The sequence below is a fragment of the Alcaligenes ammonioxydans genome, from assembly GCF_019343455.1.
GTDB lineage: Bacteria > Pseudomonadota > Gammaproteobacteria > Burkholderiales > Burkholderiaceae_B > Alcaligenes > Alcaligenes ammonioxydans.
The window spans coordinates 2,743,125-2,765,901 of record NZ_CP049362.1 but is presented as its reverse complement, the minus strand read 5'-3'; the positions used below and the strand labels follow the sequence as shown (position 1 = coordinate 2,765,901).

17 protein-coding genes and 1 pseudogene are annotated in these 22,777 nt (G+C 57.0%); 7 read left to right on the top strand and 11 right to left on the bottom strand.

The window, feature by feature from the left end; genetic code table 11:
- Positions 1–223: 223 nt before the first annotated feature.
- A complete protein-coding gene (dapB, locus tag FE795_RS12710; protein ID WP_003803308.1) occupies positions 224–1,015 on the bottom strand; it encodes a 4-hydroxy-tetrahydrodipicolinate reductase in 792 nt (263 codons plus the stop codon).
- Positions 1,016–1,040: 25 nt separating this feature from the next.
- Complete coding sequence (locus FE795_RS12705; RefSeq protein WP_230406187.1) at positions 1,041–1,508, bottom strand: outer membrane protein assembly factor BamE; 468 nt, start codon at positions 1,506–1,508, stop codon at positions 1,041–1,043.
- 146 nt (positions 1,509–1,654) lie between these two features.
- Here FE795_RS12705 and fur point away from each other — a divergent pair, with 146 nt between their 5' ends.
- Positions 1,655–2,110 carry a ferric iron uptake transcriptional regulator gene (gene fur, locus FE795_RS12700; RefSeq protein ID WP_003803312.1) on the top strand — a complete coding sequence of 152 codons (456 nt, stop codon included), beginning with the start codon at positions 1,655–1,657 and terminating at the stop codon, positions 2,108–2,110.
- 183 nt (positions 2,111–2,293) lie between these two features.
- Here the strand turns inward: fur and recN are convergent, their stop codons facing one another.
- Both recN and FE795_RS12690 read right to left on the bottom strand, forming a co-directional pair.
- Positions 2,294–3,943, bottom strand: coding sequence for a DNA repair protein RecN (gene recN, locus FE795_RS12695; RefSeq protein ID WP_131070803.1), 1,650 nt, complete (start codon positions 3,941–3,943; stop codon positions 2,294–2,296).
- A 6-nt stretch (positions 3,944–3,949) separates the two neighbouring features.
- Positions 3,950–4,849: an NAD kinase gene (locus FE795_RS12690; protein WP_003803315.1), complete on the bottom strand. Its 900-nt coding sequence runs from the start codon at positions 4,847–4,849 to the stop codon at positions 3,950–3,952.
- Between the two features lie 127 nt (positions 4,850–4,976).
- Between FE795_RS12690 and hrcA the strand changes: the two are divergent.
- From hrcA to dnaJ, 5 genes and pseudogenes are all read left to right on the top strand, one after another.
- Positions 4,977–5,990, top strand: a pseudogene (hrcA, locus tag FE795_RS12685) (heat-inducible transcriptional repressor HrcA).
- A gap of 65 nt (positions 5,991–6,055) precedes the next feature.
- Entirely contained in the window at positions 6,056–7,141 is a 1,086-nt protein-coding gene (hemH, locus tag FE795_RS12680) for a ferrochelatase (RefSeq protein WP_003803321.1), read from the top strand.
- Between the two features lie 113 nt (positions 7,142–7,254).
- Positions 7,255–7,845, top strand: a complete 591-nt coding sequence (gene grpE, locus FE795_RS12675) for a nucleotide exchange factor GrpE (protein WP_003803322.1) — start codon at positions 7,255–7,257, stop codon at positions 7,843–7,845.
- 188 nt (positions 7,846–8,033) lie between these two features.
- Positions 8,034–9,959, top strand: coding sequence for a molecular chaperone DnaK (gene dnaK / locus FE795_RS12670; RefSeq protein WP_003803323.1), 1,926 nt, complete (start codon positions 8,034–8,036; stop codon positions 9,957–9,959).
- Between the two features lie 102 nt (positions 9,960–10,061).
- Positions 10,062–11,195, top strand: coding sequence for a molecular chaperone DnaJ (gene dnaJ, locus FE795_RS12665; protein WP_003803324.1), 1,134 nt, complete (start codon positions 10,062–10,064; stop codon positions 11,193–11,195).
- A 93-nt stretch (positions 11,196–11,288) separates the two neighbouring features.
- Here the strand turns inward: dnaJ and FE795_RS12660 are convergent, their stop codons facing one another.
- The 7 genes from FE795_RS12660 to FE795_RS12630 form a co-directional block, all read right to left on the bottom strand.
- Complete coding sequence (locus FE795_RS12660) at positions 11,289–14,126, bottom strand: M16 family metallopeptidase (protein ID WP_131070802.1); 2,838 nt, start codon at positions 14,124–14,126, stop codon at positions 11,289–11,291.
- 171 nt (positions 14,127–14,297) lie between these two features.
- On the bottom strand, positions 14,298–14,822 hold the full coding sequence (locus FE795_RS12655) for a MarR family winged helix-turn-helix transcriptional regulator (protein ID WP_003803326.1): 525 nt from the start codon (positions 14,820–14,822) through the stop codon (positions 14,298–14,300).
- Positions 14,823–14,834: 12 nt separating this feature from the next.
- Positions 14,835–14,981, bottom strand: coding sequence for a hypothetical protein (locus FE795_RS12650; protein ID WP_219234997.1), 147 nt, complete (start codon positions 14,979–14,981; stop codon positions 14,835–14,837).
- Positions 14,982–15,271: 290 nt separating this feature from the next.
- On the bottom strand, positions 15,272–17,254 hold the full coding sequence (locus FE795_RS12645; RefSeq protein WP_219234995.1) for a collagen-like triple helix repeat-containing protein: 1,983 nt from the start codon (positions 17,252–17,254) through the stop codon (positions 15,272–15,274).
- Between the two features lie 232 nt (positions 17,255–17,486).
- Positions 17,487–18,077 (bottom strand): MarR family winged helix-turn-helix transcriptional regulator, encoded by a 591-nt coding sequence (locus FE795_RS12640; protein ID WP_003801147.1) that lies wholly within the window; start codon positions 18,075–18,077, stop codon positions 17,487–17,489.
- Complete coding sequence (locus tag FE795_RS12635; RefSeq protein ID WP_230406186.1) at positions 18,074–19,798, bottom strand: collagen-like triple helix repeat-containing protein; 1,725 nt, start codon at positions 19,796–19,798, stop codon at positions 18,074–18,076. The genes FE795_RS12640 and FE795_RS12635 overlap by 4 nt, the downstream gene beginning before the upstream one ends.
- A gap of 334 nt (positions 19,799–20,132) precedes the next feature.
- The gene (locus FE795_RS12630) at positions 20,133–21,884 is read right to left on the bottom strand and encodes a ShlB/FhaC/HecB family hemolysin secretion/activation protein (RefSeq protein WP_230406185.1); all 1,752 of its coding nucleotides are present in this window, start codon (positions 21,882–21,884) and stop codon (positions 20,133–20,135) included.
- A 683-nt stretch (positions 21,885–22,567) separates the two neighbouring features.
- On the opposite strand from FE795_RS12630, the gene FE795_RS12625 reads away from it, so the two are divergent.
- Positions 22,568–22,750 (top strand): Flp family type IVb pilin, encoded by a 183-nt coding sequence (locus tag FE795_RS12625; protein WP_059318064.1) that lies wholly within the window; start codon positions 22,568–22,570, stop codon positions 22,748–22,750.
- The last annotated feature ends 27 nt before the right edge of the window (positions 22,751–22,777 follow it).

Here is a 22,777-nt window from a genome sequence, read left to right as displayed (position 1 = left end):
AATAGGGGGGGTGCACCAGCGCAGTGCGTTTGAAACGCGCACGCCCTTGTGGGCGCCTGCCTGGAAACGTGTTTAGGGTGGGAGAAAGAGACCGTAAGGGGGCGCAGATCAGTGAGAAAAGAAGCGTCTTTCAATACACTGTTTGCCGGGCAGACGCCGCTTGAGGGAAAAAAAAGCCGGCTCGAAAGCCGGCTTGTTATGAGCGCGTTTGCAAGTGAGGCACTTACAGGCCCAGCACGTCCTGCATGTTGTACAGACCGGTGCTTTTATCACCCAGGAAACGGGCCGCACGCAGGCTGCCATTGGCGTATCCGGCACGGCTGCTGGAGCGATGCGAGATCTCGATGCGTTCGCCTTCACCGCAAAAAAATACGGTGTGGTCGCCCACAATATCGCCACCGCGCACCACGGAAAAACCAATGCGGCCGTCCTGACGCACGCCGGTGTGGCCGTGACGGGCCCAGTCAGCTACGTCATTCAGGGATTCTCCCCAAGTCTTGGCGATGGCCTCGCCCATTGCCAGTGCGGTCCCCGAAGGGGCATCGACCTTGTTGCGGTGGTGGGCTTCAAATACCTCGGCGTCGTAGCCCTGGCGGAGCAAAGCAGCGGCCATTTCGATCAATTTCAGGGTGGCATTGACACCAACGCTCATGTTGGGCGCAAAGACAATGGCAATTTCGCGGCCAGCCGCCTGAATCTGCTGTTTCTCGGTTTCGGAAAAACCGGTGGTGCCAATGACCAGACGGGTGCCGTGTTGCAGGCAGGCGTCCAGATGGGCCAGGGTGCCTTCGGGACGGGTGAAGTCGATCAGGCAGTCGGCCTGGGCCAGAACGTTCAGGTCGTCCGTGACCATGATGCCCGTTTCTTTGCCCAGAAAAGCGCCAGCGTCCTGACCGATTGCTTGGGAGCCGCGGTGGTCCAAGGCAGCGGCCAGGGTCAGGTCGGTGCTGTTCAAGACAGCTTCAATCAGCATACGGCCCATACGGCCGTCTGCGCCAGCAATGGCAATGCGCATGAATCCTGTGTCCTTAACGTAAAGCTTAAAGCGTGGGCTGGGAGCCGCTCACGCTGGGGGTGGGGGCGGCACTATCGCTGTCTGCGGGAGGCGGCGTCTGTTTTTTGCCGGTGTCGCTGCGCTCGAAAGGCTGGCGATCCGGCTGCTCATCGCCCTGCCAGCGAACCAGCGTATCGCCTTCAAACCAGACCGTGAACTTGCGTTGTTCGCTCTTGCCATAGCCGGGCTTGTTCAGGTAGGGGTAGTCCCAGCGGTCGGCGTTGAAAATGTCCTGCAAAGTGGGAGAGCCCAGCAGGTAGCGAACCTGTTCGCGCGTCATCCCGGGTTGCAGGCGCGCCACCTGCTCGGCAGTGATCCAGTTCCCCTGCTGAATGTCGGCGCGGTATGGGAAGCCCCATTTGGAAGATCCGCAAGCGCTCAGGGCGGCGGCAGCCAGACTGGCTGCGAGTATGGCGCGGATGACAGGAGTGAATGAATTGGCCTTCTTCTGCACGAAATGCCCCAGTAGGAATAAAATCGTTATCATATAAGGGTTTAGGAAAAAGCGCATGAATTGCGCATTGAACCGCCTCAAGACGAGCTGGTTTTTAACCAGGGCGGACTTGAGATCCATCCCCATCAAGATGCGATAATTTAGCCATGAACGATCAAAATGAACTGAAGAACATGGGGCTTAAGGCGACTTTTCCGCGCCTGAAGATTCTGGATATTTTTCGCCGCTCCGATCAGGACGGACAACGACACCTGAGCGCGGAAGACGTCTACCGCCTGCTCATCGCCGAAGAAGTCGATATTGGTCTTGCCACGGTGTATCGTGTGCTTACCCAGTTCGAGCAAGCCGGCATTTTGGTGCGCAGCCAGTTTGACGGTGGCAAAGCCGTCTTTGAACTCAATGACGGCGATCATCACGATCACCTGATTTGCACCAATTGTGGTGTGGTTGAAGAGTTTACCGACAGCAATATCGAGGCTCGCCAGCACCAGGTCGCCAAGGACCACGGTTTTGTGCTGGAAAGCCATACGATGCTGTTGTATGGCATTTGCCCTAAATGTTCGGAAGCGGGCAAACAGGCCAAGCCTATCTTGCGCGGTTAATCCGTTTTGATAGTGCCCGCAGGCGTGTAATCTGATGATTGGGGGCAGGATAGCCAGGCAGGCATCCTGAAAATTCAAAGAATAATCAGATCGGGGCTGCAGGGCTGATCAGGACGGCACAAAAAAACCACCAGTGGCTTTTGGCGCTGGTGGTTCAAATTGTCATTGAACGACAAGACGAATTCAACGCTGGCGTGCCAGCATTTCTCGTGCGTGTTCACGCGTGGTCTGGGTAATTTCCAGTCCTCCGAGCATACGGGCAATTTCATCTACCCGCTCCTGTTCAGACAAGGGGCGGATGGAGGAAAAAGTCTGGCCTTGCTCGCTTGTTTTTTCGACCTTTAAATGATGATTGCCGCAAGCAGCGACCTGGGGCAGGTGGGTCACACACAAGACCTGATGGCGTGCCCCCAGTTCTTGCAGCAATCGTCCTACCACTTCGGCCACGGCGCCGCCCACACCGGTATCTACTTCGTCAAAAATCAAGGTGGGCACACGAGCCGCCTGGCTGGCGATGACGGACAGTGCCAGGGATATCCGGGCCAGCTCACCGCCGGAGGCTACTTTGGCCAGCGGTCGAGGGGTGACCCCTTCATGGCCAGCCACCAGAAACTCCACCTGTTCAAGACCGTGAACCTGCGGGGCGCAGGCGGTCAGGGCAACCTCAAAACGGCCGCCTTGCATGGCCATGGACTGCATCGCCTGGCTGACCTGCTTGCTCAGCTGCACACTGGTTTTGCGCCGTGCCGCGCTCAGTTTTCCGCCCAGCTCCTGATAGTGCTGTTCAGCCTGCCGAGCCCTGGCTTGCAAGGCGTGCAAATCAAAAGATTGCTGTAGCTGAGCGAGCTGTTCTTGCCAGGTTTCCAGCAGACTGGGCAGGTCTTGCGGCTCGACTTTCAGTTTGCGAGCGGCACTGAAAATGGCCGATACCCGTTCCTCCGCCTGAGCCAGGCGTTCCGGGTCCAGCTCCATAGCGCTTAAATAACTGTTCAAGTCTGATGCCGCCTCGGTCACGGCAATTTGCGCCGACTCCAGGGCATCGACAATGGCCTGCAGACCAGGGTCGTGGCGCAGCAGAGCGCTCATTTCATGACTGGCTTTGCCCAGCAATTGTTGTACCGAGGTCTCTTCGCCGTCCAGCGCGTTCAAGGCCAGGGCACTGCCATCAATCAGGGCTTGGGCATGGGACAGGCGAGTGTGTTCCTGCTGCAGCTGATCCCATTCCCCGGGGCGCAGATTCAGGCTGGAGAGCTCATTGATCTGCCATTCCAGGCGTTCCTGTTCGCGTTTGCCCTGTTCTGCGCTCTGGCTGGCCTGTTCGACGGCCTTGCGGGCCTGGCTCAGTTGTTGCCAGGCCTGGGCGACTTGTCGTGCCAGTGGCAAATGGCCACCCTGGCTGTCGAGCAGGTCGTACTGGCTTTGGGGATTCATCAGGCTTTGGTGCGCGTGCTGGCCATGAATATCGACCAGTAGTTCGCCCAGTTCACGCAACTGGGTCAAGGTGGCTGCGCCACCATTGATGTAACTGCGGTTGCGACCCTGCTGGTCGATCAGGCGGCGCAGTATCAGCTCATCAGAGACATCGAAGTCGCGCTCGCTTAGCCAGCCTTGAATATCGGGCGGGCAATCGAAATGCGCGCTGACCTCGGTACGGGTGCAGCCCTCGCGTATGGCTTTGGCGTCACCGCGAGCTCCCAGTACCAGTGAGAGGGCGTCAATCAGGATGGATTTGCCAGCGCCGGTCTCCCCGGAAAAAACCGTGAAGCCGGAGTCGAAATCAATCGTGGCTTGATCCACGATTACAAAGTCTCGAACGTGCAAGGTACGGAGCATAGGGGTTCAGTCGTTTTCGTCGTTAGGCAAAGGGATGTGATTCCAGCCCAGCTTCTGGCGCAAGGTGGAAAAAAAGCTGTAGCCCTTGGGGTGGATAAAGCGGCTGGTGTCCTGGGAGCGGCGCACATCAATCCGGTCTCCCTGCTGGCAGTCCGACCAGGTTTGCATATCAAAGTGCACGCTGCCGCCGGTTTCCACCCGACCCAGGGCGGTAATGGTCAAATTCAGGGTGCCGGTATCGGGCAGTACAATGGGGCGGTTCGACAGGGTTTGGGGGGCGACCGGCACCAGCAGAAAGGCTTTCAGCGACGGGTGCAGCAAGGGGCCACTGGCCGCCAGGGCATAAGCGGTTGAGCCGGTGGGGGTGGAAATGATCAGGCCGTCCGATCGCTGTCGGTACATGAAAACGCCATCCAGCTCCACACGCAGCTCGATCATGCCGCCACGTCCGGCGCGGTTGATGACCACATCGTTCAGGGCCACGCCCGAGTACAGCACTTCTCCGTCACGCACCACGCGGCCTTCCAGCATGGAGCGTTCTTCAATGTCGTACTCGCCTTTCAGAACACTGAGCAAGGCCTCGTTGGCATCATTCAAGGGAATGTCGGTAATAAAGCCCAGGCGGCCATGGTTAATGCCGATCAGGGGGACCTTGCTGTGGGCTAATTCGCGTGCAGCGCCTATCATGGTGCCATCCCCGCCCATCACGATCGCCAGATCGGCGCGCTGGCCGATCTGGGCATAATCGCCGATGGGAAATTCGGTTATACCGGCATTTTGGGCGGTTGTAGCCTCAATTAGTACTGAGCAGCCCGTGTTGACCAGGGTGTTGGCCAGCGACCGGATGGGCGCATCCAAGCCACAGTCCTGGTATCTACCAACAATGGCAACCGTTTTGAAATGCATGGGGCGAAAACCTTATGATTAATGAAATAATGGCGATCAGTGGATTATAGAGTTGCCACTCTAGGCTTGGCTGTAAGATTCTCCCCTTTATCATGCAGAGCTGGTGTTTTTAAGTGACGTACGCGACATGGATGACAGAGCAAATGCCTTGTTGAAGGTGCTGATCGAGCGTTACATCGCCGATGGTCAGCCGGTGGGGTCTCGCACCTTATCGACCGTTTTTGATTTTTCTCCGGCCACGATTCGTAATGTGATGGCGGAACTGGAGGGTCTGGGCCTGATTCACAGTCCTCACACCTCGGCGGGGCGCATCCCCACGCCTAAAGGCTACCGCTTGTTTGTGGACCGTCTGCTGGCAGCCGAGCGTTTTGAGCGCCCCGATGCCCGCAATCTCAGCTAGTACCTGCCCTTTGATGAACCCAACCGTGCGGTCAGTTCCGCCGCGTCCCTGCTATCGAACCTGTCGCAATTCGCCGGCGTGGTTCTGGCACCCAAAAAAGCACAGACCTTTCGGCAAATTGAATTTATCCGTTTGTCCGACAAGCGGGTGTTGCTGATTATCGTCACCCCGGATGGGGATGTGCAAAACCGTATCCTGTTTGTGCCGCGCGACTATCTGGAACAGGAACTGATCGAGGCCAGCAATTTTTTCAACCAGCATTTTTCGGGCATGTCCTTTGAGGCCGTCAAGCTGGCTTTGTCAAAAGAGCTCAGCTCTTTGCAGCTGGATATCTCGCGCCTCATGCAACAAGCCGTGGATGTTGGCAGTCACCAACCCGACAGCGAGGAAGCGGTGGTGATTGCAGGCGAGAGCAAGTTGCTGAACGTCACTGAAATGGTGGCGGATATGGACAGGCTTCGCCGCCTGTTTTCCCTGTTCGAGAAAAAAACCGATCTGCTGCATCTGCTGGATGTGTCCAGCCAGGCTGAAGGGGTGCAGATTTATATTGGTGGCGACTCCCAGCTCCTGCCGCTGGACGATGTCTCCGTGATTACCGCACCGTATGGGGTGGACGGTAAAGTCGTGGGCACGCTGGGTGTGATCGGGCCGTCACGGATGGCGTATGATCGTGTGATTCCGATCGTAGACATTACAGCCCGGCTATTGTCCAATGCCCTGAGCCATCACTCGGCCAGTTAATGGATAGACCTTTAACCTGTTGGTAGGCGCAAGGTTCGCTGGCTGTCTAAGGTATTAATCAAATCATGCCCAAGTTGTTTGCCTCTCCTTATTTGCCCGAAGCAAAGGATGCTGATATGTTCAATGCCCAGGCTCCGGTCAGACCGGCCGGGCCTGTCGGTATTTTGCTGCTTAACCTGGGTACGCCCGATCAGCCTGATGCTGCGTCCATCCGCCGTTATCTGGGCGAGTTCCTGTCGGACCCCCGGGTGATCGAAATCCCTCAGCCTCTTTGGCAAATTATTCTGCGCCTGTTCATTTTGCCGCTGCGCCCGCGCAAGCTGGCCCCGCGTTATCAGGATATCTGGTTGCCGCAGGGCGCGCCGTTGCTGGTTTACAGCCAGGCGCAGGCCGATGGATTGCAGGCGCTGCTGCAGGCGCAAGGCCATGATGTCAAGGTGGAGCTGGGCATGCGTTATGGCAACCCGTCCATTGCCAGTGGGCTGGATAAGTTGAAAGCGGCCGGTTGCGAACGCATCTTGGGCCTGCCGCTGTATCCCCAATATGCCGCCAGCACCACCGCGACCGCCGTGGATTGCGTGGCCGGGCATCTGGCCAAACAGCGCAATCAGCCTGAATTGCGCTTTATCAAGCGCTACCACACCCATCCGGATTATATCGGCCCGCTGGCGGCCAAGATCCGTCGTTACTGGGATGAGCACGGCAAGCCCGAGCGCTTGTTGTTGAGCTTTCATGGCTTGCCGCGCCGTTGCGTGGAACTGGGTGACCCGTATTACCGGGATTGTCGTGAAACGACCAATGCCTTGCGTGCCGCGCTCGATGAGCCCGGCGTAGAGGTGCATATGGCGTTTCAAAGCCGCTTTGGTGCGGAGCGTTGGCTCGAGCCGTACACCGAGCCGACTTTGCGTGAATGGGGCAAGCAGGGTGTGGGGCGCGTGGATGCGGTTTGCCCCGGCTTTGTGGCCGACTGCCTGGAAACCCTGGAGGAGATCCAGGTGGAGTGTCGAGACGCCTTTCTGCAAGAAGGGGGCGGCCAGTTTCATTACATCCCTTGTCTGAATGACGATCCCCAGTGGATAGAGGGCCTGGGACGGCTGGCCGTGCAGCACTTGGGCGGCTGGCTACCCAGTCGTCTGGTGCCCGCCCGGTAGGATGAGGCAGTGTTTCAGGCTCAGCTCAGCAAAATACGAACGCGGGTCTTGAACTGGGGGCAGATGCCCCCATTTTTATGCGATCAACGAATTCTGTAGTGGAGATACATCGAATGGCTACACATGCCGATCCCAATAAGCCTCTGGACGGGGAAGTGACGGAAAACACGCCTGAACAGGCACAACAGGGCGCTGTCGAGCAGGACCAGCCAGAGATTTTGGCCCAGCAGCCCGAGGAAAACCCAGCTGATCTGGCGACCGAGTTGGCCCAGGCTCAGGAAAAAGTGTCGCAGTACTACGACCAGTTGTTGCGTGCCAAAGCCGAAGTGGAAAACATCCGCCGCCGTGCGGACGACGATGTGGCCAAAGCCCGCAAGTTCGGTACCGAGTCTTTCGCTGAAAGCCTGATTCCGGTGCGCGACAGTCTGGAAGCCGCTCTGGCCCAGACCGAGCAAACCCCGGAGGCCTGGAAGGAAGGCGTGGAAACCACGTTGCGCCAGTTGAACAAGGCCTTCGAGCGCAATAGCTTGAAAGAAGTGGCACCGCAAGCCGGGGACAAGTTTGATCCACACCTGCATCAGGCCATTTCGGCTGTGCCCTCGGAGTTTGAAGAAGGCGCGGTGGCCCAGCTGCTGCAAAAAGGCTACACCATTTCGGACCGGGTTTTGCGTCCTGCCTTGGTGATGGTGTCGGCGCCCAAGTAATCGCGCCTGGCAAACTGGGCCGGCAGGCCGTCCAGAATATAGACGCATTTGCGTGCTTGCTTCGGACCTGCCGCTTGCCCAGTGAAAAAAATTAAGGCAGTGGCTCTTGAAATGCACGTACCTTTCCCCATATGCATTTCATCGAATAATTTGCTTTCGCAATCAATCTTTTAGTCAGGTAAAAAATCATGGGCAAAATCATTGGTATTGACCTTGGAACCACCAATAGCTGTGTATCGGTGTTGGATGGCGACCAGGTTCGTATTATCGAAAATGCCGAAGGCGGTCGCACAACGCCTTCCATCGTGGCTTACATGCAGGATGGCGAAATCCTGGTTGGCGCTCCAGCCAAACGCCAGGCGGTTACCAACCCTGCCAACACCATCTTCGCGGTCAAGCGTTTGATTGGTCGTAAGTTCACTGAAAAGGCAGTTCAAACAGATATTGAACACGTGCCTTACACCATTGTCGCTGCCGACAACGGTGACGCCTGGGTGGAAGCTCAAGGCAAGAAGATGGCTCCTCAGCAAGTGTCTGCCGACATCTTGCGCAAAATGAAGAAAACCGCCGAAGACTACCTGGGCGAAGAAGTAACCGAGGCCGTCATTACCGTGCCTGCTTACTTTAACGACAGCCAGCGTCAGGCAACCAAGGACGCCGGCCGTATTGCTGGCCTGGACGTCAAGCGCATCATCAACGAGCCTACTGCTGCTGCCTTGGCTTTCGGTCTGGACAAGGCTGACAAAGGTGACCGCAAGATCGCTGTTTACGACTTGGGTGGCGGCACGTTTGACGTGTCCATCATCGAAATCGCTGACATCGACGGTGAGAAGCAGTTTGAAGTGCTCTCGACCAACGGTGACACCTTCCTGGGTGGCGAGGACTTTGACAAGCGCATCATTGACTACATCATTGCCGAGTTCAAGAAGGAAAGCGGCGTTGATCTGTCCAAAGACGTGCTGGCCTTGCAGCGCCTGAAAGAGTCCGCTGAGAAAGCCAAGATCGAGCTGTCTTCGACGCAGCAGACCGAAATCAACCTGCCTTACATCACGGCTGATGCTTCCGGTCCTAAGCACTTGAACCTGAAGATCACCCGCGCCAAGCTGGAAGCGCTGGTTGAGGACCTGATTGAACGCACGATCGAGCCTTGCCGCGTAGCCATTAAGGATGCTGGTGTGAAGGTTTCGGAAATCGACGACGTGATCCTGGTCGGTGGCATGAGCCGCATGCCCAAGGTACAGGAACGTGTTAAAGAGTTCTTTGGCCGCGATCCTCGCAAAGACATCAACCCAGATGAGGCGGTTGCTGCCGGTGCCGCGATTCAAGGTTCTGTGCTGTCGGGCGACCGCACTGACGTTCTGCTGCTGGACGTGACTCCGCTGTCCCTGGGGATTGAAACCCTGGGTGGTGTCATGACCAAGATGATCCAGAAGAACACCACGATTCCTACGCGTCATTCGCAGGTGTTCTCCACGGCTGATGATAACCAGCCTGCCGTGACCATCAAGGTGTTCCAGGGTGAGCGTGAAATCGCTGCTGGTAACAAGGCATTGGGCGAGTTCAACCTGGAAGGCATTCCACCAGCAGCACGTGGCCTGCCACAGATTGAAGTGACCTTCGACATCGACGCCAACGGTATCTTGCATGTATCCGCCAAAGACAAGGGTACGGGCAAGGAAAACAAGATCACCATCAAGGCGAACTCCGGTTTGTCCGATGAGGAGATCGAGCGCATGGTGAAAGATGCCGAGATCAACGCGGCAGAAGACCACCGCATCGCGGAACTGGCAGTGGCGCGCAACCAGGCTGAAGCCCTGATCCACTCGACCCGCAAGTCCTTGACGGACTACGGCGACAAGTTGGAAGCTGCAGAGAAAGAAGCCATCGAAAAGGCGATCGCCGATCTGGAAGAAACGCTGAAAGACGGTGACAAGGAAGCGATCGACGCCAAGGTGGAAGCGCTGGGCGTGGCCTCGCAGAAACTGGGCGAGAAGATGTACGCCGACATGCAGGCCCAAGCCGCTGCACAACAAGGTGCGGAAGCGACGGCTCAGCAGCCCGCCGACGAGAACGTGGTCGACGCCGACTTTAAAGAAGTCAAACGCGATCAGTAATTGCGAGCCTGAGTAAGGTTCCCTGGCCCGATCTTTGGCGGCTTACGCTGGAGATCGGGCATTATTATTCAAACAGCGGCGTTTGGACGTCGTTAATCAATCATGGCAAAACGCGATTTATACGAAATTCTCGGTGTGGCCAAAAATGCGACGCAGGATGAAATCCGCAAGGCGTATCGCAAGCTGGCCATGAAGTTCCACCCTGACCGTAATCCGGATAGCAAGGACGCCGAGGAAAAGTTCAAGGAAGCCAAGGAAGCGTACGAAATCCTGTCCGATGAACAGAAGCGCGAAGCCTATGACCGCTATGGTCATGCCGGAGTCGATCCCAACGCTGGCATGGGCGGTATGGGTGGCGGCATGGGCGGGGCCGGATTTGCAGACGCCTTTGGTGATATTTTTGGCGAGATCTTCGGTGGTGGCGGTGGGCGCCGTGGCGGTGGCCCTCAGGTTTACCGCGGCGCGGATTTGCGCTATTCGCTCGATATCAGCCTGGAGCAGGCGGCTGCCGGTTTTGATACGGAAATTCGAGTACCAAGCTGGGAAAACTGCGATACCTGCTCGGGTACGGGTGCCAAGCCTGGGACGTCGGCACAGACGTGTCGCACCTGCCAGGGCAGTGGCGCGGTTCGTATGCAGCAGGGTATTTTCAGCATGCAGCAAACCTGCCCAACCTGTCACGGTAGCGGCAAGGAAATTCCTGATCCCTGCGTGGTGTGCCACGGCGAGGGCAAGGTCAAGAAGACCAAAACCTTGCAGGTCAAGATTCCTGCCGGTATTGATGACGGTATGCGCATCCGTTCCAGCGGCAATGGCGAACCGGGCGTGAACGGTGGGCCACCCGGTGACTTGTATGTGGAAATCCGCATCAAGCCGCACGGAATCTTCCAGCGTGACGGCGAGGATCTGCATTGCGAGCTGACCATCCCCTTTACGACCGCCGCCTTGGGCGGCACCGTTGAGGTGCCTACGCTGACTGGACGAGGTGAAATCACCATCCCTGAAGGTACTCAGGTGGGCAAGACCTTCCGCTTGCGTGGCAAGGGGATCAAGGGCCTGCGTTCCAGTTACCCCGGTGACTTGTATTGTCACATTCAGATCGAGACGCCTGTACGCCTGAACGAAGAGCAAAAGAAATTGCTGCGTCAGTTTGAACAGGCTCTCAATGATGGAGGTGTCAAGCACTCGCCCAAAAGTGAGTCCTGGACGGACAAGGTAAAAAGTTTCTTTTCCTGAGTCCTCCAAGGCATAGCGAAACAAAAAGCCCGGTACTGCTGTACCGGGCTTTTTTCTTTCTGTTCAGGACGGCTTCAGGGCCCATCCTGCCTCTTAGGGTTGGGCCTCCATCAGGGCCGGTTCAGCAGCGCTGTCCGGGACGTCTGTCGCCGTCTTTGTTGCAGGTGCAACATCGTCTTTCTGACGCTCATGGTCGGCGGCAATGGCAACCACCATGTCCTGAGGTTTCAGATATTTGCGCAAGGCTGCGTTGACCTGTTGAGCATCGAGTTTTTGCAGGTCCTGATCCATTTTCTCGGACCATTCAAAGCTGCGGCCCAGATCCAGGTAGTTCAACCAGGCACTGCTAACCACAGCATCCTGACTGCGCGAGAGGCGGCGATAGTTCAACAGGGCAGTGATGCCTTCCTTGACCTCTTGTTCGCTAAAACCGTCCTTCAGTGTCTGGTTCAGCACCTCATTAATGGTGTTGCCCAGTTTTTCGCTGTTGGTGGGAGCGTGGATGGCGTAGACCGTCCATGAGCCATGGGGCTCATAGCTGGACGCATCGAGCTGGCTGCGTACGTTGTAGGACAGGCCATCCTCCACCCGCACACGATTCCACAGACGCGAGGTTTCCGACAGGCCCAGCAAGTAATTCGCCAGATAGACGGCCGGGAAGTCAGCGTCGGTATCTTGCAGCTTCAGGCCCAGTTCAGCCAGATAAAAGGCGTTGGCTTTGTCCGGCGTATTGATATCGAATACCTTGGGCGGGACAGGGTGCAGCGGGTCGTCCGGCCGTTGATACGTCGGCGCTTTACGCCATCCTTTCAAACCGTCCGACAGAGCCTTGCGAACCTGCTCCTCGTCAAAGTCACCCACGGCGCTAAAGGCGACATCGCCTGTTCCATAAAATTTCTGATGGAAATCCCGTACCTGTTTGAGGGTGACGGCCTGCACCCGCTCTATCCCTTCTTCAAAAGTAGGGGTGTAGCGGATATCGTCTTTGGGCCAGGGGTTGGTGTAGCGTTCAATGGTTTGGCTTGCCAGGGCAGCCGGCTCGGTGCTGGCCGATTTCAGGTCCGTAACGACGGCCTGCTGGTATTTCTTCAGTTCGTCCTCCGGGAAGTTTGCCTCGCGCAGCACGTCCAGTGCCAGCGCAATGGCCTTGGGCAGATTTTCGCGGTTGGACGACAGGCTCAGATACAGACGGCCATTGGAGCCGCTAGTGCTGAACTGGGTTTGCATGGCCGTAAACTGGTCGGAAATCTGTTCCCGGTTGAGCTTTTTGGTGCCGGTGCTTAGCAGACTGGCCACTGCCGCGGCTGTGGCGCTCTGGTTTTTCAGTTGCTCAGGCGAGCCAAACTTGAAGGACATTCGGGCCTCGACACGCTCGGCGCGGGTCGCTTTGGGAAGCAGTGCCATTTTGACTTCGCCCAGATCCTTGCCTAAGGACAGGGGCTGCAAATCAGTGCGAGCCATGATGTTTGCTGGGCTGGGATCAAACGCTTCGACGGCTTTGCCGCTGTCCTTGCCGGTGTAATCCTGCACCAGCTTGGCGACATCCACTGGTGTGGCCTCAGGAGCACGTACCGGTTTGTCGGTGGGAATGTACAAGCCATTGCTGCGGTTGCTGGCCACCAGCCAGGTTTCCAAGGCCTTTTGCACTTGTGGTAGCTTAGCGTCTTCTACCCGATCACGCTGTAGAAAGAACAAACGCCAGTCGCCGCTGGCCGCTGCCTCGGACAAGGCGCTGGCCAGGCGTGAGGGATTGGCGTAGGTTTGCGTCCAGCCCGTCAGCCACTGGCTGCGCACGCGTTCCAGGTCCGCCTCTTTCAGTGGGGACTTGGCGACACCTTCCACCGTTTCATTCATGACCTTTAAGGCTTTTTGCGGGTCCATATCGGACTTGAGTTCCGCACCAAACAGGGCGTAGCCTGGATCGTGATTTTCGGAGTCAAAGCTAAATACGCTGGTAGCCAGATTGTTGTTGACCAGGTTCTTGTAAAGCTGGCCACTAGGTGTGTCACCCAAGGCACTGATGCCCAGGCTCAGGTTCATATAGTCCGGGCTGGCGGCGCTGGGCAGATGATAGAGCGACATGATCAGCGGCGTGCCGCCCTGGCGACGCAAGGTCACCGTACGCGTGCCATCTTGCACGGGTTCGACCGTGTATTCCGGGCGCAAGTGGCGGGTGGGTTTGGGGATGGAGCCAAAGGCCTTAGCAATGTTCTCCAGGGTCTGGTCCGTATCGAACTGCCCGGTTACAAAGAGTACGGCGTTATCAGGCTGATAGTAGTCGTGATAGAACTTGCGCAGTTGTTCTACGTCTACGTTCTCTACGTCCGATCGTGCGCCGATGGTGGTCTTGCCATAGCTATGCCATTGATAAGCGGCGGCAGTGAGCTTTTGCATCAGCACCCGGAAAGGACTGTTCTCGCCGCTTTCCATTTCATTGCGCACCACGGGCATTTCTGCTTCCAGATCCTGCTTGTCGATCAGGGCGTTGACCATGACATCGGCCTGCCAGTCCAGATACCATTTCAAGGTTTCAGGATCGGCAGCGAAACTGGCAAAGTAATTGGTACGGTCACTGGATGTGGTGCCATTGGCCTCCAGACCACGCTTGGAGAACTCCCCTAACGCATTGCGCAAGGTGGGCGTGCCGCGAAACAGCATGTGCTCGAGCAAGTGCGCCATGCCGGTCTGCCCATAATTCTCGTGCCGTGAGCCGACCAGATAGGTCATGTTGACGGTGGTCGTAGGCTTGGAATCGTCAGGGGCCAGAACAAGGCGCAGACCATTGTCCAGCGTATATTGCGTAACGCCTTCGACAGAGGGGCCTTGGGCCAGGCCAGGGGGTAGCGCATAAGCGGCCAGTGAACTTGACAGCAGCGCAGCTCCTGCAAGATGGCGCAGGCGCAGGGCGGCAATCAGTACAGAGAGTTTCATGAACACATCCTTACGGTTTTAGCGAGAAATAAGCCAGCCAGGCCGACCAGTGTCTTTTGTAGCATGGGGCCGTTTAGCTGGGTAGGCGGCAATCCCTGCAAAAAGTTTGTTCTGTCAAAAAAAAGCCCACCAGTGGTGGCTGGTGGGCAAAACAGCAAGAAAACGGCACCCCTAGGTGGTTTTGTGCTTGAGCCTGTCCAGGGCATCCTGACGCAGATGCTCAAGACTTTTAAGAAGAAATTCGTAAAGAGCGGTGATTTGTTTAGGGTTGTAGTGTGCCGCGGCCTGCATGACCTGCTGCGCGGGTAAATCCATGTCGCCCATCAAGCGCTTGCAGCGTTCCTGGTTGGGATACAGGCTGGTCATGCGTCCGTCGCGCGGATGGGGCTTGCGCAGCAAGTAACCTGCGTTTTCCAGTCGGGTAATCAAGGCTTGAGTGCCGCTGGGGCTCAGATCCAGTAATTGGGCCAGCCTCCCCGGAGACAGGGGTTTGAGTTCCAGCACAAACTCCAGGGCCTTGTACTCATTCAGACTCAAACCAGCGGCTCGTGCCAACTGGTGCTTGTTTGCTTCCAGGTAGACATCAAACTGGCGCAACATCATGCGCACGATATCGTTTTGCATATGCCCTGACAAAACTTCGTCCCTTGCTTCTGGCTCGGTCCACACGGTTGTCAGGGGCTGTTTATTGGGCATACGCATATATCCCTAGCGTGGGGGAGCACCCAGCAAACCGGTAAAGGGTGTCAGACGCTTGTGGTAAAGAGCAGGGTCGCCGTCAGGAGCGCCCGATACGCAGCGGGCAGAGTGGGCAAGAGCAGCGGACTGCTGGGGACTGGATGCTGGGGCGACCATGAGCTGGCCCCTGATGGACCAGGTTTGTTTAGTGTGTGCGAAAGAGGGGGAAGCGGCCCCTGTACGGGGCGTTGTGACAGCCGTTGTCATGCTCACCGTGCCGGGTGTGAGTGATGACTTGGCAGCCTGTCTTGCCAAGCTGGCAAATGCTGTCAAGAAGGTAATCCTTGGGCTGAGTAAGCCAAGTCTGCCAGATTCATAATGCCTGTGTCTTCTGCGAGTCATGACTTACTCCATGAGAAATGGATGAGCTTTTGAAGGAAGGGGCGGGATGCGCCCCTTCCTCTGGTTTAGCGAGGCCCGCTACCGAGCAAGCCGCCCAGCAAACCGGTTACCGGTGCCAGCAGGCCGCCATTGTTGTTGCCTGCAGTAGCGGGACCGCCCGCGTCCACGCTGCCCGAAGCTCCCACGTCAACCGAGACGCTTGTCCCACCCAGCAGTCCTCCCGTCAAGCCACCGACCAAGCCTGTCACAGGAGCGAGCAAGCCACCATTGGCAGCATCGCCACCGGCCAAACCGCCGGTCAGCCCGCCGACCAGATTGGTGACAGGGGCGAGCAAGCCACCATTGGCGGCATCACCACCGGCCAAACCGCCCGTCAGGCCACCGACCAGATTGGTGACGGGAGCGAGCAAGCCACCATTGGCAGCATCACCACCGGCCAAACCGCCGGTCAGCCCGCCGACCAGATTGGTGACAGGAGCGAGCAAGCCACCATTGGCGGCATCGCCACCGGCCAAACCGCCGGTCAGCCCGCCGACCAGATTGGTGACAGGGGCGAGCAAGCCACCATTGGCGGCATCACCACCGGCCAAACCGCCCGTCAGGCCACCGACCAGATTGGTGACGGGAGCGAGCAAGCCACCATTGGCAGCATCACCACCGGCCAAACCGCCCGTCAGCCCGCCCAGCAAGCCGGTTACAGGCGAAAGCAAGCCGCCGTCACCATTGCCAGTCAGACCACCGGTTAAAGAGGCAACGGCTTGTGTCGCGTGGTTGAGGGTATTACCCAGGGGGTTCGTGTTGCTATCGGTTTGGTGAACCAGTCCGCCCACCGAGGCGACTGCCTGGCCCAGATGACCCACAACACCGCCCAGCCCCACAGGGGCAGCGCCATCTAGCTGCGTGCCCACATTAGCCAGGGCGCTGCCCACGCCGCCTAGCAGGGCGTTGATGGGTTGGCCCACGCCCAGGCCGTCACCGACTTGTTGCGTCACATGAGTGACCGTTGCGCCGACTGGAGCAACGACGGTATCCAGAGTCTGGCCGACATTGCCCAGAATGGGGTTCAGTCCAAGGGGCAGGATGTTGTCTACCGTCTGGCCTACATTCGCCAGTGATGGCTCAAGAATGGGAGCGGCGTCTGTGCCGTCCAGCAGGCCACCCAAACCCAACTGACCCGTCAATGGATAGAGCAGGCTGCCTTCACCCAACAAGGAGTCGGTCAAAGCGGCAACCCCTCCTGTCGCATGACCTAGCACGGCGGTCAATGGCTTCGGGTTGCTGGCGTCTGCATGCAGCAAACCACCCGCGCTGCCCACCGCATTGCCCAGCCCGGTCAACAGACCGCCCACACCTTGACCCAGGTTTAGTGGCAGGCCGGTATTACCCAGTTGCTCGCCTAGATTGACGACCACGCCGCCCGTCTGCCCCAGCAGATTATTGACGGGCTCGCCCAAACCTGTGGCACCTCCAACTTGTTGGGTCAGGCCTGTGGCAGTATCCACAACCGGGGCGACGACGGTATCCAGTGCTTGGCCCAAGCCTGCTCCTGTATCTTGCAAGCCTACCGGCAGCACGTTATCGACTGCTTCACCGACATTGTTGAGCGTGGTTTCCAGTGGTCCGGGAGTGCGAGGATTACCACCGCCGTTGTCGCCACCGCCGTTGTCACCGCCGCCGTTATCACCACCGCCGTTATCACCACCGCCGTTATCACCACCGCCGTTGTCACCGCCGCCGTTGTCACCACCGCCGTTATCACCTCCGCCGTTATCACCACCGCCGTTGTCGCCACCGCCGTTGTCACCGCCGCCGTTGTCGCCACCGCCGTTGTCGCCACCGCCGTTGTCACCACCGCCGTTGTCACCACCGCCGCCTGTACCACCTCCGTTGCCTGTGTCTGGATTGGTTGGGATGGAATTGTCAGAGCCTCCCGAAGAACCGCCGCCGCTTAGGCTGCCGCAGGCGGTTAAAGCCAGAGTACTGGCCATCAAGGTGGCTAGGATGGTCAGGCGAAGGCCTGGTTTCTTGCTGTCTGTATTGTTATGCATTGCTTGCTCCAATAAATGATCGGGGTACCTGCTTGCTTCTTGGTTGAGGTTCAAGCAATTCGCATGCCAATTTTCTTGGTTTTATGAAACCCGCATCGATGCTCGGTTTGGTGCAAAATACGAGAAAAAAAGAGGGCTATTTGTTACGGGTTTCGGCGCTTGGGAGGAACGTGTTACGTAACAAAAAAAGAACCGCTGACAAGCAGCGGTTCTTAAAGGCGTGGCAACAGGTTCAGGAGGACCGCGGTACCAGTGCCTTCGCATCCAGCCATGCTTTGGTGTTTTGTCGGAAGGTGCTCATGCTGTCGACCAAAAAGTCATACATGGCGATCAGTTGGGCGGGATTCTGGCTGGCCGCCGTGTTGATCGCTTGATTGATGGCACGCTCTTTCACGGCAAGGACTTCGCGACATTTGTCCATGACCGGGTGCAGGGCAATGACCCGCTTGTCCAAGGGGTGGCGACCGCGGGTGATGTATCCTTTGTGCTCCAGGCGATTAATCAGGGCGCTGACGCCACTGGCGCTTAAGTCCATCAGGTGTGCCAGTTGTCCTGTTGGCAGGGCATCGAACTCCATGATGTATTCCAAGGCCTTGAAATCATTCAGGGGCATATTGGCCTGTTCGGCCAGACTGGCTTTCAGGGCCTCTGCATAAATGGTGAACTGACGGCCCAGCATTTTGCCCAGATCCATCAACATCTTTTCTGACAGCATGTGTTGCTGTTCATCGTGGGAGGACCAGTTGGAACGGCTGCCTGCGCCTGATGTACCTGGGTGAAAGTTGACCGGCAAACTTACCGGATTCATGACTTTATTCATCATTTGCGGCCACCTCCGAGCAAGCCACCGACCAGGCCGGTGACGGGTGAGAGCAATCCTCCATTGGCTTGAGCGCCGCTCTCGCCAGTATTGGCCGGGGCACTGACCGAGCCTGTCAGGCCACCAACCAGCCCACCGACCAAACCGGTCACTGGCGCGAGCAAACCGCCGTTGGCTGCGTCACCGCCAGCCAGTCCGCCCGTCAGCCCGCCGACCAGGTTGGTCACGGGTGCGAGCAAACCGCCGTTGGCTGCGTCACCGCCAGCCAGTCCGCCCGTCAGCCCGCCGACCAGGTTGGTCACGGGTGCGAGCAAACCGCCGTTGGCTGCGTCACCGCCGGCCAGTCCGCCCGTCAGCCCGCCGACCAGGTTGGTCACTGGCGCGAGCAAACCGCCGTTGGCTGCGTCACCGCCGGCCAGTCCGCCCGTCAGCCCGCCGACCAGGTTGGTCACGGGTGCGAGCAAACCGCCATTAGCAGCTTCGCCGCCACCCAGCCCGCCCAGCAGGCCAGTTACAGGAGCTAGTAGGCCACCTCCCTCTCCACCCGTAATTCCGCCCAGCCCGCCTGTCAGGGAGGCAACCGCCTGGGTAGCGTGATTCAGGGTGTCACCCAAGGGATTGGTGTTGCTGTCTGTGTGGTGTAGCAAACCACCTGCTGAAGCCACGGCCTGGCCCAGATGACCTACCACACCACCCAGCCCCAACGGCGCAGCATGGTCCAATTGGCTGCCTACATTCCCCAAAGCACTACCCACGCCGCCAAGCAGGGCATTGATAGGCTGCCCGACGCCCAGACCGTCGCCGACTTGCTGAGTCACATTGGTGACGGTAGCGACCACCGGTGCAACGGTATTGTCCAGAGCGCCGCCCACGTCACCTAAAATGGGGTTCAGGCCCAGAGGCAAAATGTTATCTACGGTTTGTCCGACATTGCCCAAGGCCGGTTTGAGCACCGGTTCCCCTTCTTCTGCCAGCAAGAGACCACCCAGTCCCAGTTGAGCGGTCAGGGGATGCAGGAGACTGCCCTCACCCAGCAAAGAACCGGTCAGGACTTCTACGCCCTTGGTGGCGTGGTGCAGTGTGTCGCCTAGCGGGTTGAGATTTTGCGGGTCATTTACCAGCAACCCGCCAACCGATCCGACGGCTTGACCCAGATGAGAGAGCAGGCCGCCTGCACCTTCACCCAGATTCAGCGGCAGGCCGGTCTTGCCCAATTGGTCGCCCAGATTGGTCACTACTCCGCCGACTTGTTGAGTCAGTCCATTAACAGGCTGACCCAGTCCGGTCACACTACCGACAGTACGGCTTGTGTCGGTCACGATATCCGTAACCGGTTTCAATGCGCCATCGAGTGTTTCGCCCAGTTGATTGCCAGTCTTGCTCAGATTCAGGGGAACCACGTTGTCGACTGCCTGGCCCAGATTACCCAACGCATTTTGGGTCAGGCTGTTGTCTTTGCCGCCGCCGTTGTCACCACCGCCGTTGTCCCCTCCGCCGTTGTTGCCACCGCCACCATCGCCGCCGCCTCCTGTGCCCCCGTCGCCGGGTGTGGGCAGGTTGGGATCGATAGCCGGCGGGCGAGCCGACAGGTCCAGACCATCACGCACGCCGCCGCGTGAGGAGCATCCGGCCAGAACGGTAGCGCTGATGATCAATGTCGCGACAAGCGCACGTTGCAAGTTGCGTTGGCTTGAGGCGTTTCTTGCTGAATTCCTTGCTTTCATGACTGACTCCGGTTTGAAGTGTAAGCACGCCCTTCAAGGGCTGTTGTCAGTCTTTAAGCAAAAATAGTGCCAATTTATTGTGTATGGTTTTGTTTTTTGTTTTTTGGTTTTAAATCATTGGCTTGGGCTTGGTTTTTGTGTTTTCAGGCACGCTGGTGTGTGGTTTTTAAGCCTGGATAAGAGGGGGGTAGCCCGGTTTTAACGCTTTGTTCTGTTCCTGTTACGTAACGTTTTTCGTAACACCTGAGCCCAAAAAATGGCTCGATGGAATACAAAAAAAGGCCATCTTGCGATGGCCTGAGAAAAAAACATGTGTCCGGCCAACGGCTCGACTTTAAAAGCCGTCGTAGAAGAACAGGAAATTCGTGTTCAACCGTAGTTTTCGTTGGTCGGAATTGACCGGCAAATCTCCCAGCGGTTTTGCCACGTTGATATCAAACAAGTAATGCTTGTTATTGGACAGCCGTACCCCAATGGCTGCCGATCGCAATTCACGGTTGTTGTAGCTGTTCAGGCGATCCAGGTTATACCAAGCGCGTGCCCAGTCATAAGCGATATAGGGTTGGATGCTATTGAGCCAGCGCGAGGAGTTGGTAAAACGACGATTGATTTCCAAGGTCGCGCCCAGGCCTTTGTCACCGGCCAGTTCACCTTGGGGATACCCGTAGCCGTGTCGCCATGCGCCAAACGAGATCTGTTCGGAATTGGGCAGGACATTGGAGCTGTATTGGCCACTGGCAGAAAAGCTCATGCCAAATTGTCCCGGCAAGGCCAGATTCTGTCTGAAGGAAGCGGTCCAGCGGGTGAAATCCAGGTCCAGATCGGATTCGGCGTCACGCTGCAAGTACGTGTTCAAGGATTTACGAGCGCCCATGGCGTCCAAGCCCTTGTATACCCCCAGGTTCAGTTCCCGCGACTGTCGGGCCGAGGCATCGGTATAGCGCAGCTCGGCCTTCAATGCGCGTACATCGGTGGTGTTTTCGATCCAGACATTGTCCAGCGTTTTGTGGGTGTAATCGTCCAGAGACCGGCTGGCATAAAAGCCGGCCGTACCTTTGAGGCTGCGCTGATTGTTCAGAATGAAGGGGTAGCTGATGGCTGCGCCGATGCGCTCGTTGATAACCTTGCGATTCCAGCCCTGTCTTTCCAGGACTTCGTCGCGTGGCTCGGAGCGATAGTGGTAGCCGTCTATTTCCAGGTTCAGACCGTTGCCGTTAAGAGGGATGGTCAGATTGCCGCTGACGTATTTGACGTCTTCGGGGCCGGTGGGAATGGCGGCGGTTAGCTTGAGCTCTTCTCCCAAGGGGGTCAGGCTGTTGGCGCTCAGTTGCACCAGCGCCTGTTTGCTGGACCCCATCTCCGCGATACTGGCATTTGCGCTAAATGATTTGTGTTGAGCCTCTATCAGCAGCTCGGAGGCGCCATCCGTGCGCACAGGCATGTCCAGCTTGGGGTCGATCTTCAGGCCAGGCACGGTGCGCAGCAAGTTCATGGTGCGCTCCAGCGTGCGTTGGGTCAGCGGCTTTTCGTCCACCATCGCCTGGGCAATGCGTTCGATCCGCGCCCGGCTGCGGCCCGGATCGCCTTCAATGCGGACACTGCCAACATGGCCTTCCACGACCGTAACCTTGATGTGACCTTGCGCGAAGTCTTGTTGCTGCAAGACAGCAAAGGACAGCGGGTAGCCTTTTTGTTGATAAAGCGCAGTGATCTTGTTCACTTCGTTGATCAACTGGGCGATGGTCAGTGTTTTGCCCGCCAGCGGCTCCAGAATGGCCGTGATCTGTTCAAAGGGGATGCTGCGACTGCCACTGACGTCAAAGCTGCGAACGAGCACTTGCTGCTGGAGTTGTTGTTGAAGTTGGTTTTGTGCCGCGGCGGGGGGGATGCTTAAAGACGGCGTAGTCGTCCTGGGGGCTGGTGCGCTGATGGGCGGCAACGCGTCGACGGGGTTACCCCGCAGGGGCGCGTCTGCCCAGCTAGCCGGACTTGTCGCTGCCAGGCCCATCATGCATCCCACGCTCGCAATCAGGCTGGGATTTTTTTTTCTAAGGAAGGCCAGTGATACGGGGTGCTTGTCATTCATTTGCATTAATCATTATTCGCTGAAAATCGGGCGCTTTTTTCTACTGTGCCGTAGTTTAACTTCGCTGTCACTTTTTGCTGTTTGAAAACAATCTATTTCCACATAGTGATTTAAAAGACCGCAAATATTACATTTTGAAACGTAAAAAAAATAGGCCTGATTTAGGGTGTTGGCAAACAGTCCTTTATGGCTGTATTCACGTCTACTTGCGGCGCTGCAAAATGGCTCACTTCCGCCGCAAGCCCAAAAGAAAAAGTTACTTTCTTTCAAGTAATTAAAGTGTCATCAGCGTGTCCTGTCAGGGAACAGGAGCAGCATTTTCTGTTGCATTTTGAAATGATAAAAACGGTAACATTATCAAATTTAGACACATTTCAAGTAAGAAAAGGTTTCAAATTAGCGGTTTTTTAGCCTTTTTTCATGGGATTTTGGCTGTTGTAAATACACAATCATGCGTTTTTCGTATCTTTAGGCTAGAATTCGTTTGTGTATTTGACGGCTGTTACACGTAAACCCTAGTAAAAACATAGACATACGAAGGTTTAAGATGATTTCAACGGAAAAATACAAAAATTGATAACAGTTCGCAGTGGTTGTTGCCGGATTTGGCAACGTTTTGTGCCTTCAGGGGTATCTGACCCTCGCGCTTGAGGGTGCTTTTTTCTTTTTACATGGGGACAGTCATGAAGACTCAACTTCAGCAATTCTGGAAAGACGAAGACGGTGCGACCGCTATCGAGTATGGCTTGATCGCTGGTCTGATCGCTGTGGCGATCATTGGTGTTTTGAGCACCCTAAGTGGAGATTTGAAGGGTTTGTTTACAAGGATATCTACTGAGCTGACTTCTGCTGCAGAAGCCGAGTAGGGCGATTGTTTGAGCATCAGCCAATTA